Genomic DNA, 12,853 nt, shown 5'->3' with positions numbered 1-12,853 from the left:
TTTAATGTTCAAACGATTAAGAATGAAATTAGTTTAATTATTTCATAGAATAGGTGAGGGATTATCAATGATTCAAATTAAAAATACACCCCATTTTGCAGGTGTTACAATAAGTGGTGATGTTCATGATATGGAAGCACTTTACGAGTCACTTCACACGATAGTTGGAGAAGAAATGGAATGGGGCTCCTATGCCGGAGCTAGAATAAGAGTCCTTGGTCTATGTTATGATCTTCGTCATGCGATAATGGGTGATCGTGAACTAACCTTTGTTGATAATGGAATGGATGAATACAAGATGAAAAAACTATCTGTAGTAGCAAATGATAAAAATATTTATCTCTCCTGCAATATTCTTTGGCCGGAGCTTTTATTTGTTACAATGGCTTTAAATGATTTCGTGAAACTATATGCAGATAAACAAGCAGTGAGAAACTATCAACCTTTAATGGATTACCGGAATATTTGGGATAATTCCATTGCGACGGTACGCAATTTTCAAGCAAGTATAGTAAATTGTATAAAAGAAACGATACCAGCAACATCGATCAATCGAATCCTAAAGTTAATGAATGTTGATTATACTTGGTCTGCTCGATACGCAACGCAATACTTAGATGAGCTAAATTATAAATTCATTGTAATGGATTCCGAGAAGCGGCATAAGAACATTACGATTATGGTGAAAAGAATTGCAGAGCAAGGTCGAGAATATCAGGATGTAAAAGAAGCTGTGTTAGAAGCAGCAAGAGATTATAATTGTGATATGACAGAAATAATATATGATTTGGAATATCCGGAGACGATAGAATGGTAGAAAGGGATACATATAGTGGCGACTAAAAAGAATGCACAGGCATGGGAAGATGCCAAAAAGAGATGCCGGTTAAATAATACAGATATACAAATGGCTAAGGAATTAGGAATGTCACCGAAAAGTTTATTGAAAAATATACCTGCACCAAATCAAAAGTGGAAAGCACCAGTTAAAATGTGGATTCGTCAATTGTATGAAGACAAGTTTGGTAAAGTGCTACACAATCAGCATGGAACTAGTAAAAAGAATAAACCAAAAAAGCAAGAAAAATCAGTTGTTGTGGAAATACCGGATGAGGAGTTACCTTTTTGAGGAATTAGATAGTGTATTGGAACATTTAGGACTTGCTTGATTATTTTGGTGTTTACAAAAGGAGAGAAGGGGGATATAACCATCTCTCCTGATAGAACGTTCCAAATTACCAAACAAATTTAGACGGAGGCACTTGATAGTACTTTTTGAAAGCTTTTGAGAAGCTATATGGATCAGGGTATCCGAGCATACTAGCAATTTCCTGTATCGAGTAGAGTTTACTGTACAATAAATCTCGCGCTCGATTCATCTTTAATTGAGTAATATAATTTCCGGGTGTTACACCTAGTGATTGTTTAAAATAAGTAATGAAATATTTTTCAGACATGCCAGCTATCTCTGCAAGCTCACGAATAGAAATAGATTGATGTAAGTGGTTTTCAACATAATCAAACACGGGCAGAATCTTGTCCAAATAATTGTAGTTCGCTAATTTCGGCGTGGTTGTGACTGGAATAAACTCCCCATGATAATAATTATCGCCATATAATTCTAAAATCTTAGCGATAAGAATGGTTAAGCTACCTTTTAAATGAAGCTGTGACATAGCCTCACTTCGTTTATATTTTTCATATGCTTCTAAAAAGAGACGTTTCTCATTTTTAATAATAGCTCCTTTCAAAATTCCCGAAAGCTTGAAATTATCTAGTATACGAGAATGATTTCCTAGGCTAAAATCAAAATGAATGAAGATAAATCGGCAATATTTACTTGTTGTTGTAGCAGTATAGGCAACATCCGGACTAAAAAGAACCACGTCACCTTCTGAAGCAAGAAATGTCTCCTCTTGTACCGTTATTTGTACTTGCCCCTCTTGAATGCACCATACGTCATAATCTTTATACTGTCTGCGTTCCAGCCAACTATTTGGATGCTTTACCTCACTACATGAATTGATGCGAATCATCACTTGTTCTGACAAATTATTAAAAATATCGAGACTCTTCATGATTGCATACAACCTCCGTACTTTTAGACATGTCACAGTTAAACGATTATATCATGTTAATTTACATTATGACTATAATAATACTATTTGACATGAAGTGATTACTTTCCTCTATTCATTTCATATTAATCGCTTTCTATAATGATAATTAATCATACAATTGGAGGTTAATAATATGAATACTAGACTGTTTCAAAATCATATAGTTCGGAAGGAAATTCCTCTTGCGCCAATATGGGACTTTCATACGTTGAATGAAGAAGATGAAAAACAGGAGAAATTTCAAATGATTGTGCCAGCTTGTTGGGAAAGTAATCCTAAATTGTCATCCTATAAAGGTAAGGCACTATATTCCCAAAAAATAACGTTTGGTGGTAATGTTCGCATAGTATTTAAAGGGGTTAGTCATACTGCACATGTTTACTTAAACAAGAAGCAGATCGCTTACCATTATAATGCCTATACAGAGTTCAGTGTTGTACTCAAGGATATACCATATGGAGAGCATTTATTAGAGGTTAAAGTAGATAATACGTTTCATGACGAGTCGGCTCTGCATGTGAGTAATGATTATTATTCCTATGGAGGAATTACTCGTCCAGTCGTATTAGAACAGCTAGATGAACTATTTATAAAAAATGTTCACTTTATTCCGAGATGGGAGAATGACCAATGGAAAGCTTCTGTTCGAGCTATGTTACATAACCTTACTAACGAAGAAAAGAGTGTAACATTAAAAATTAATATAGGAGAAGAGGAAATAGCTTTTGCGGATACAGTTCTTCCACCTAATAAAGAAACACGTGTAGAAGGTGTATTTGCATTCCCATCCGCTACAACCTATTCATTAGATAACCCTACTCTATATAAGATGGATGCATGGCTTATACATGAAGGAAGTGTTATTGATGACAAGATTGATAGAGTAGGATTTCGTGAAGTACACGTACGTGGAAAAGATATATTGATGAACGGAGAAAAGGTAATTATTAAAGGTGTAAATCGCCATGAAGATTATGCGGAATTTGGATGCTCTGTTCCTCTCGAAGCAATGTATCGAGATATAGAGATTATTAAGTCATTAGGTGCCAATTGTATTCGAACTAGCCATTATCCGAATGATGATCGTTTTTTAGATTTATGTGATGAGAATGGAATTCTAGTTTGGGAAGAGTCACATGCAAGAGGACTAAACGAAGAACAGATGAAACATAAGAACTTCGACAAGCAAAGCTCAGACTGTATCCAGGAAATGATAGACAATCACATCAATCATCCTTCCATTTTTGTCTGGGGGATATTAAATGAATGTGTAAGTAATACAGAATTTGGGAGATCCTGTTATGCAAAACAATTTGAGCAGATAAAAAGGTTAGATCCAAGCCGACCAGTTTCATTTGCTAGCCTAGAAGCACATATAGGTGCAGATTTATGCCTAGACCTAGTTGATATTGTGTCGTTTAATATTTATCCAAAGTGGTACCACGATACACCTGTAACAGAATCTTTAACGAATTTGAAAAAGTTTATTCATAATTCTGATGGGGCTAACAAACCGATTCTTATTAGTGAAATAGGAGCAGGAGGAATTTATGGATACCGTAGTAACACGAAAGAGAAATGGACAGAAGACTATCAGCAAATTGCACTCCGAGAGCAATTAACCTCTATTTTAGAAGATAAAGATTTAAGTGGGGTTATACTCTGGCAATATGCTGATTGTAGAGTAGATAGTGGATGGTTTCACGGTAGGCCAAAAACACAGAATAATAAGGGTATAGTAGATATTTATCGAAGAGAGAAACTAGCTTTTCAAACAGTGAAGGATATCTTTCAAATGAAAGCAGAATAGAATAAAAAGTAACATTAATCATAAATAAATCTTTATTAAATAATGTTTTATCAGTTATGTGTTGGCTAAGAGCCTTTCATATTAATGTATGATATAGATGGATCCATGTTAAACTAATTAATGGAATCAAATGAAAGGATGAACAACATGGAACATATATATACGTACTTGGAAAAAAATAAAGAGCAATTATTAGAAGATGTGAAAGAATTTCTTCGTATACCGAGCATAAGCACGGATTCAAATTATAAAAAAGATATACGAAAAACAGCTGAATTTGTGACTAACTATTTAAAGGAATCGGGATTTTCTGACGTCAAAATAAAAGATACAGAAGGTCATCCACTTGTTTATGCCGAATGGATGGAAGCTGGTGATGCGCCAACAGTCTTATTGTATGGACATTACGATGTGCAACCACCTGAACCGTTAGAGGAATGGAAGAGCGAACCGTTTGAGCCAGAAGTTCGTGATGGTCGACTGTATGCGCGTGGTTCTAGTGACGATAAAGGGCAAGTCTTTATGCATTTAGCTGTGTTACGTGCATTCTTTAAAACAGAAGGTAAGCTACCAATTAATGTGAAAGTGTGCATCGAGGGTGAAGAAGAGATTGGTAGTGAACATTTATATGATATTCTTCATAAAGAAAAGGATTTATTTGAAGCGGATTTGGCAGTGATTTCGGACTCAGGATTCGTTACAAATGACCAACCAACTATCTTATATGGATTGAAAGGTTTTACTGGATTGGAATTCACTCTAAAGGGGCCTGATAGCGACCTTCATTCAGGTATGTATGGGGGAGCAATTCGAAATCCAGCCATGGCGATGGCACATTTATTAGCAACGATGAAGGATGAGGAAGAAGTTGTCCAGATTAAAGGGTTTTATGATGATGTTATCCCATTAGAAGAAACTGAAAGAGAGCTAATGGCGAAAGCTCCTAGTGAGGATTTCACTAAAACAACTGGTGCCCCTGACACAGTATCGGAAAAAGGTTATACCCCTGTTGAACATACAATGGCACGACCAACACTAGAAATTAATGGCGTGTATAGTGGTTATCAAGGAGAAGGAACAAAAACGATTATTCCTTCAACCGCAACATGTAAACTGACCTGTCGTTTAGTGCCAGGTCAAGACCCAGAAATCATTCAAGATTTACTCGTTCAGCACATTGAAGCACATGTTCCTAAAGGTGTGTCTGTCACGATTAAACGGGAGCCACTATCTGCAAAAGCATATCGTGTCGATCCAAGTCATCCATTTATTATGAAAGCGAAGGAAAGCTACGAAGAAACATTTAATAAAGAAGCAGTATTTGTGCGAATGGGTGGATCAATCCCCGTTGTTGAATGGTTAGATGCCATATACGATATACCAGTTGTATTGCTTGGCTTTGGGACGCCAGATGATCGTTTACATTCACCTAATGAAAGCTTTCCTTTAGAACATTTTTATACGGGAATGAAAACAATCACCAATTATTATCATAAATTAGCAAATAAATAATAGTTGTAGAGGATAGATGTTCTTAAGGAGAGCATCTATTTTTTATGGAGGATGGAGTGAGGTTATACACCAGACCAAATAGATACTATGAAAAAGTCGTGAACCCATTTCATTGTTTGCCCCTCTTCTGCATAGTATTTAAGAAGAAGGAATAGAGGGGGCTTCGTGTTGAGAGCAAATGAACATAAAGAGCTATCTTATGCTATTGATGAGATTACGGAAGTAGCCAAAGGATTTGGCTTAGATTTTTACCCGATGAGATATGAAATTTGTCCACCGGAAATTATTTATACGTTTGGTGCCTATGGAATGCCAACAAGATATTCTCATTGGAGCTTTGGTAAACAATTTCATCGCATGAAGTTACAATATGATTTAGGATTATCCAAAATTTATGAACTCGTCATTAATTCCGATCCATGCTACGCTTTTCTACTCCATTCCAATAGTTTGATCCAGAACAAATTAATAGTGGCACATGTGTTGGCTCATAGCGACTTTTTCAAAAATAATGTCCGATTTAAGAACACGAAACGAGATATGGTCGAAAGTATGGCTGCGACTGCAGAACGTATTGCAAGCTATGAAAAACAATATGGATTACATGAAGTGGAATCTTTTTTGGATGCTGTATTATCGATTCAAGAGCATATCGATCCCTCGCTACGAATATCCCAGTTTGATTGGGAGCAAGAAGAAATAGAGGAAGAAGTGGAACCACCACGTACCGAGTACGACGACTTATGGGAACTAGATGAAAAAAACAAACAGATGCCAAAACGTGAGCGAAAGCGTAAAAGACCTTTTCCACCTAAGCCTGAAAAAGATATCCTCCTATTTATTGAAGAACATAGTAAGGAATTAGAAGATTGGCAACGAGATATTATGACAATGCTTCGAGAAGAAATGCTATATTTTTGGCCGCAACTAGAGACGAAAATAATGAATGAAGGTTGGGCTACCTATTGGCATCAAAAGATTTTAAGAGAATTACCATTAACTAGTGATGAAGCGATTGAATTTGCCTCATTAAATGCCAATGTTGTGCAGCCATCTAAAACTCAAATTAATCCCTATTATTTAGGGTTGAAAATGTTAGAGGATATTGAACAACGGTATGATCGTCCTACAGAGGAAATGATGAAGCTCGGTATAAAACCAGAATCAGGGAGAGAAAAGTTATTTGAGATAAGGGAACTAGATTCTGATATTTCTTTTCTGCGTAATTATTTAACGAAGGATTTTGTTGAAAAAGAAGACTTATACATTTTTCAGAAACAAGGCAGTGAGTATAAAGTGATTGATAAAGATTGGGAGCAAGTGAGAGAACAATTAATAGCAAGTAGATTAAATGGTGGCTTTCCTTATTTAACAGTCCAAGATGGTGATTATATGAAAAATGGTGAGCTGCATATTAAGCATCATTACGAAGGGACAGAATTAGATGTTCGCTATTTAGAAAAAACCTTACCATACATTTATAAATTGTGGGGGAGAGGCGTACATTTAGAAACGATTGTAGATGAAAAACAATGTCTGTTCTCTTGCCATGAGTCTAAAGTGACAAAAAAGTATTTATAATGTCCGACAAAAAAAGCGCCTATTTATAGGTGGACAAATTACTTCAGCGGATGCCTATCATATCATGTAGTGGTATCGATAGGAGGGAATGAATATGGATTACTTATATCCGCATAATGAGGAGTTTATTTATCAAAATGACGCTAGTCAACACCCAATGCAACAACCCTATTATCAAGGTATGAATTACCAAGATGCGAGAGCTACAACACCGGGATTTGAGCTTCAACCAGGACCTGTTACCCCTGTTTCCCAACCAGGCTTTCCATTTGGAGGAAGTAACTCACCGTTTAGCCCATTCTTACCTGGAGGTGGAGGGTTTCCAGGAGGCCCATCTCAAGGAGCAGGACCTTCTCAAGTAGGACCACCAAGCACACCACCACCGTCGCAAATCCCTGCAGCATTTTCTAGTCAAGGAGCAGGTGGCCCAAGTGTGTTAGCAGTTGACCCGGGTTCGATAAGAGGTTGTTTATTCCGCTTTACATTTATCCGATTGAGTCGTTTCCAGCAATTCTGGTTCTATCCAACATTTGTAGGTAGAACTTCTGTAGCAGGATATCGTTGGACTGGATTCAACTGGGTGTATTTTGGAATTGATTTAAACCGTATTGAATCCTTTACGTGTGTTTAAAAAATGATAAAAACAATCCCGCTCGTTGTATCGTATGCCACCACTCTTTTATGAGTAGGGCGAATGCACAACGACGGGATTTTTTTAATGATGACTCGCATGTTCGATAGATTGTTTTAGAATTTTAATGACATGTTCGTCGTCATGTGAGTAAAAGATTGTCTTACCTTCTCTACGATATTTCACTAAACGAAGGTTTTTTAAAAAACGTAATTGATGAGATACGTTAGATTGATTCAAGTGCAATGTTTCAGCAATCGCATTAACGGAAAGTTCTTTATCACAAAGTAAATGAAGAATTTTTATTCGAGTAGGGTCTCCCAAAGCTTTAAAGGTTTGAGAGACAAGAAAAAGTGTTTCTTCATCTAATGATTCATAATTGGTAGTTTCTTGGCTCACTACTATTCCCCCTTACATAATGAGACACAGTACAGGACCCGATGAATCCGGATAGAGCGGCTTCGACTCGAGATAGTAGTCTTTCACTCCGGATAGAGCGGCTCCGACTCGAGATAGAAGTCTTTCACTCCAGATAGAGCACCCACGACTCGAGATAGAATTCTTTCACTCCGGATAGAGCGGATTCGACTCGAGATAGAAGTCTTTCACTCCAGATAGAGCGGCTTCCACTCGTGATAGAAGTCTTTCACTCCGGATAGAGCTCCCACGTCTCAAGATAGAAGTCTTTTACTCCAGATAGAGCGGCTCCGACTCGAGATAGAAGTCTTTCACTCCAGATAGAGCGGCTCCGACTCGAGATAGAAGTCTTTCACTCCAGATAGAGCAGCTCCGACTCGAGATAGAAGCCTTTCACTCCAGATAGAGCGGATTCGACTCGAGATAGAAGTCTTTCACTCCGGATAGAGCTCCCACGTCTCAAGATAGAAGTCTTTTACTCCAGATAGAGCACCCACGACTCGTGATAGAAGTCTTTCACTCCAGATAGAGCGGCTCCGACTCGAGATAGAAGTATTTGACTCTGTATAAAATAGAAAATATAAGGCATTAGCGTAGAATCCAATGTTCCAGATAGTGAATCTGATATTAAAACGTTCATATCTAATGTTAGAGACGTAATTCCAATTTTAGGAAGCTCAAATCCCATGTTCTAGCTAACCAATCCGATATTAATAGACCTATATCCAATGTTAAAGGACTCCAGCTAAAAATTGAGTGAATATACGTTAGTTACAATTATCTTCGTGATGCTGTATATCCGCATCAGCACCCTCTATTTGAATGGTGGAGTGCTCAATTGAAAATTCATCCTCTAATAGCTTAGCTGCCTTCTTTAACAAATGGTCTCGGTCAACATTTTCTTCAACAACTAAATGGCAACTTAAAGCTGGAAATCCAGATGTAATAGTCCAAACGTGAAGGTCGTGAATATTAATGACACCCTCCATATTTGTTAATTTGGTTTCGATTTCTTCAAAAGATAAATGTGTAGGCGTCCCTTCCATTAAAATATGAACGGAATCCGAAGTAACACGATAACCACTAATTAATATTAAAATGGCGACGAGTACACTAGCGATTGGGTCAGCGATGTTCCAGTTGAAAAATAATATGAGTAAACCAGCAACAATTGCACCAACAGAACCAAGTAAATCTCCAAAAACATGTAGTAAGGCACTACGTAAATTAAGATTGTTTTTTGTGTCTCCACCTTTGATCAAAATAAATGCAACGATAATATTAATGAGGAAACCTATTGTTGCTATCCATAGCATCATTCCACTAACATTTGGTGGCTCTAAAAAACGGTTATAAGCTTCCCAAAAAATATAAATGGAAATAGCGACTAGTGTAATACCGTTTATAAATGCAGCTAGAATTTCAAATCGTTTATAACCATATGTTTTTTCAGAGTTAGACATTTTCTCACTAAGCTTAAATGCAAAGAGACTTAGTCCTAAAGCAAATGCGTCACTCAGCATGTGAGCAGCATCAGACAGTAAAGCGAGGCTATTTGTAAGAATACCTCCGATGACTTCTACTATCATAAAAGTAAAAATTAATAGGAAACTAATTAACAAGACTTTTTTATTATTTGTATGATGATGGTGATGTCCGTGGTGATCATGATGATCGTGGTGATGATGTCCCATAGTCAACCCTCCAAAACGAATATATGAACATATATTCATATTATAATATAAAAGAGAAAGTGTGCAACTCCTCAGAGAAACATTTATTTTTAGTTTACCCGAACAAGGACATACCAAACAGCAGAAAAAAACCTTTATCACGTGTTGCCACTGATAAAGGTTCAATATTAAAAGTTAATATAAGGTAGTAGTATTCCACCAATAATTCCTAGAATAACGATTACCCAAGATGGGAGTTTCCAAAAAGCAAGTAAACTAAATAGTATGAGAGCTAAAGCAAAATCTTTTACTTCAACGATAGTACTTGTCCAGATTGGTTGGTAAAAAGCAGCTATTAATATACCTACAACTGCAGCATTGACTGCAACAAACGCTCCCTTTACAGAACTTTTCTCTCTAAGAGCATGCCAAAATGGAAGAGTACCAACAATTAATAAGAAGGCTGGCAAAAAGATAGCAACCGTTGCAAGAACCCCACCAGGCACCCCTGCAATAACTGTTCCTAAATATGCTGCAAAAGTAAATAAAGGCCCAGGTACAGCTTGTGCAGCACCATAACCAGCTAAAAATTCTTCAGCTGTAATAAATCCAGTAGGGACAAATTCCTGTTCCAATAATGGTAATACAACATGACCGCCACCAAAAACTAATGCACCTGAACGGTAGAAGCTATCAAACATTGTAAGCCAACTAGAATTGCTAATATTACTAAGGATTGGGAGAACGATTAATAAACTGAAAAATAAACTTAAACTGATTGCTCCAATTTTTTTGGATAGTGTAAGGTGTAATTGCGCTTCTTTACCTTCGTTTTCTTGTTTGTTAAACAGAAATATCCCAATAACTGCAGCGATAAGAATAATACCGACCTGCGTCCAAGTTGATTGCCAAAAAAGCATAGCAATGACTGCCAGGATAGCAATTGCTTTTCGGGTTAAGTCAGGTGTCAGCTTTGCACCCATCCCCATAATAGCATGGGCAACAACAGCAACAGCAACAATCTTTAATCCATGGATAAAGCTAGCATCATAAATATCAAATGAATGAACGGCTAATGCGAAAAGAATTAGTACGATTACGGATGGAACGGTAAAACCTAAAAAGGCTAGAAAACCACCCAATACACCGCCACGTATTATTCCAACACCGATACCGACTTGACTGCTCGCTGGACCAGGTAAAAATTGACAGAGAGCAACTAAATCAGCATAATGTTTTTCACTTAGCCATTTTCTGCGGCGAACATATTCATCGTGGAAATATCCAAGATGTGCAATAGGACCACCAAAGGAAGTGACACCTAGTCGTAAGGCAATCCAAAAGATAAGTGCGTAATCTCTGAAAGTTCGTGAAACCTTTTGCATAAGAACCTCCTATAATGTGATTGTCTGTTCGATTATATCAAAGTTGCTAGCGTAAACCATGAGTTTAGGCAAGAATCTAATGTTAAGTTTTTGTAAAGATTACGTGTAACTACAGCTGTTACTTTTTGGGAAAGGTTAAAACGATAGTAGTTCCTACATTAACTTCACTTTGTACTTCAATACTCCCATCGTGAAGTTCAACCAAATTTTTAACAATGGAAAGGCCTAGTCCTGTCCCACCGTGAGCTCGAGAACGCGATTTATCCACTCGGTAGAAGCGTTCGAACAGGTAAGGAATATCCTCCTGTTCGATACCGATTCCTGTGTCAGCAATTGAAATTTGTATCGTATTAGAAAGTTCTTGTACGGCAAGTGAGATTTCTCCCTTTTCCGTGTAGCGGACCGCATTCTCTATTAGGTTAGTAAAAATTTGCTCCATACGACTTTTATCACAATATAGATAAATGGGTGATTTAGGTACATCAAGATTAAGTTCGAGTCCTTTTTGTGATGCTCGCATCTGAGTTCGACGGATCATTTCTTCTGAAAGGAGATTAAGATTAATATCTTCTTTGTTTAAATCTATTTTACCTTCTTCAATTTTTGATAAATCCATCATATCGTCTAATAAATTGCTAATGTGATCCGCTTCATTCTCAATAATATCGAGAAATTCATTTTTTTCTTCTTCTGACTGATACATTTCATGTCTAACCGCACTTGCATATCCCTTTACATATGTTAAAGGTGTTTTTAATTCATGTGTAATATTCGAGAAAAATTCATTGCGATTCGTTTGATATCTTTCCAATGTATCTGAAAGGTGATTAATCGCATTTGCTAGAGAGCCTATCTCGTCCTTTGCCTCATAATTAACACGTAAGGAGAAATTCTTCTTTTCAGCAATTTGTTTTGCTACTTTTTCCATTTCTACTAGTGGACTACCAAGTTTCTTAGAAATAAAGAAAGTAAATCCAGTAGCCAACACGACTGCTCCAAGACTAGCAAGCATTACTAAAACAACAATATTATGAAACGATTCACCGATAAGTCCGAAGGTTGAAAATACAATGAGAGTAGCTTGTTCACCATTAGAAAGTGTTAAACGTTGCGCAACTTTTAAGTAAGTAGTGCCTCCTTCATTGTATTCTCTTACTACTGTATCATCTTGCTGAAGACGTTGAGATAATTCATTAGTTAAAAATGGTGCTGCAATATTATCGTTTAAATTTGTTTGTATAATTGTTTCTCCATCTTCTCCAATAATAACGGCACTTGTCTCTGTCATTTCAGTCAGATGCTCTAGTAATTGAATACTTTCCGGATCATCTAATTCATGTACTTGAGAAGCATATTTTTCTGATAACTGGACAAGCTGACTTTCCGTCTCATTTACTGAGTAGTTCAGAATCAGTTGCAGTATGATAAATCCCAACGGAATTAAAATAATTAGCTGTAAAAATAGAATGGTCGTTCCGATTTTAAAAACAACACTATTGAGTTTCATTTTCATCCTCCACTAATGGTTAATAGCCAATTCGATATTAGCTGAGTCGGTTTGTAGTTTTAGTTCATCCCTTAATGTGCATGTTTCAATGTTATTCTGAATTAATAATCACGTATCTTATAGATAATTTCTCACTTAGTTAAATACTATTAAAAATTTCACCATTAGTAAAATGATGTTGTTCATCGCGTAAACGGGTTTGAGATTATCACAATTT

The 12,853-nt window shown here is 36.7% G+C and carries 11 protein-coding genes; 6 read left to right on the top strand and 5 right to left on the bottom strand.

What is annotated here, in order from left to right; translation table 11 throughout:
- The first annotated feature begins 67 nt into the window (after positions 1 to 67).
- Positions 68 to 817: a DUF6904 family protein gene (locus tag GGQ92_RS07370; RefSeq protein WP_184246396.1), complete on the top strand. Its 750-nt coding sequence runs from the start codon at positions 68 to 70 to the stop codon at positions 815 to 817.
- A 15-nt stretch (positions 818 to 832) separates the two neighbouring features.
- On the top strand, positions 833 to 1,129 hold the full coding sequence (locus tag GGQ92_RS07365) for a hypothetical protein (protein ID WP_184246393.1): 297 nt from the start codon (positions 833 to 835) through the stop codon (positions 1,127 to 1,129).
- A gap of 106 nt (positions 1,130 to 1,235) precedes the next feature.
- Here GGQ92_RS07365 and GGQ92_RS07360 read toward each other — a convergent pair whose 3' ends face one another.
- Positions 1,236 to 2,078, bottom strand: a complete 843-nt coding sequence (locus tag GGQ92_RS07360) for an AraC family transcriptional regulator (RefSeq protein WP_184246390.1) — start codon at positions 2,076 to 2,078, stop codon at positions 1,236 to 1,238.
- 175 nt (positions 2,079 to 2,253) lie between these two features.
- Here GGQ92_RS07360 and GGQ92_RS07355 point away from each other — a divergent pair, with 175 nt between their 5' ends.
- The 4 genes from GGQ92_RS07355 to GGQ92_RS07340 all read left to right on the top strand — a co-directional run bounded on the left by GGQ92_RS07355 (position 2,254) and on the right by GGQ92_RS07340 (position 7,654).
- A complete protein-coding gene (locus GGQ92_RS07355) occupies positions 2,254 to 3,930 on the top strand; it encodes a glycoside hydrolase family 2 protein (RefSeq protein WP_184246385.1) in 1,677 nt (558 codons plus the stop codon).
- 138 nt (positions 3,931 to 4,068) lie between these two features.
- Positions 4,069 to 5,442, top strand: a complete 1,374-nt coding sequence (locus GGQ92_RS07350; RefSeq protein ID WP_184246382.1) for a dipeptidase — start codon at positions 4,069 to 4,071, stop codon at positions 5,440 to 5,442.
- Between the two features lie 168 nt (positions 5,443 to 5,610).
- Positions 5,611 to 7,023 (top strand): SpoVR family protein, encoded by a 1,413-nt coding sequence (locus GGQ92_RS07345; protein ID WP_184246378.1) that lies wholly within the window; start codon positions 5,611 to 5,613, stop codon positions 7,021 to 7,023.
- Between the two features lie 94 nt (positions 7,024 to 7,117).
- Entirely contained in the window at positions 7,118 to 7,654 is a 537-nt protein-coding gene (locus GGQ92_RS07340; protein ID WP_184246375.1) for a hypothetical protein, read from the top strand.
- Positions 7,655 to 7,738: 84 nt separating this feature from the next.
- Here GGQ92_RS07340 and GGQ92_RS07335 read toward each other — a convergent pair whose 3' ends face one another.
- The 4 genes from GGQ92_RS07335 to GGQ92_RS07320 all read right to left on the bottom strand — a co-directional run bounded on the left by GGQ92_RS07335 (position 7,739) and on the right by GGQ92_RS07320 (position 12,636).
- Positions 7,739 to 8,053: an ArsR/SmtB family transcription factor gene (locus GGQ92_RS07335; RefSeq protein WP_425486387.1), complete on the bottom strand. Its 315-nt coding sequence runs from the start codon at positions 8,051 to 8,053 to the stop codon at positions 7,739 to 7,741.
- A gap of 785 nt (positions 8,054 to 8,838) precedes the next feature.
- Entirely contained in the window at positions 8,839 to 9,765 is a 927-nt protein-coding gene (locus GGQ92_RS07330; protein ID WP_184246373.1) for a cation diffusion facilitator family transporter, read from the bottom strand.
- A 167-nt stretch (positions 9,766 to 9,932) separates the two neighbouring features.
- Positions 9,933 to 11,129: a chromate efflux transporter gene (chrA, locus tag GGQ92_RS07325; protein WP_184246370.1), complete on the bottom strand. Its 1,197-nt coding sequence runs from the start codon at positions 11,127 to 11,129 to the stop codon at positions 9,933 to 9,935.
- A gap of 118 nt (positions 11,130 to 11,247) precedes the next feature.
- A complete protein-coding gene (locus GGQ92_RS07320) occupies positions 11,248 to 12,636 on the bottom strand; it encodes an ATP-binding protein (protein ID WP_184246367.1) in 1,389 nt (462 codons plus the stop codon).
- Positions 12,637 to 12,853: the final 217 nt, after the last annotated feature.

The organism is Gracilibacillus halotolerans (genome assembly GCF_014206945.1).
GTDB classification, from domain to species: domain Bacteria; phylum Bacillota; class Bacilli; order Bacillales; family Amphibacillaceae; genus Gracilibacillus; species Gracilibacillus halotolerans.
The sequence above is the reverse complement of the archived record's forward strand: the minus strand, read 5'-3'. Positions and strand labels throughout refer to the sequence as shown.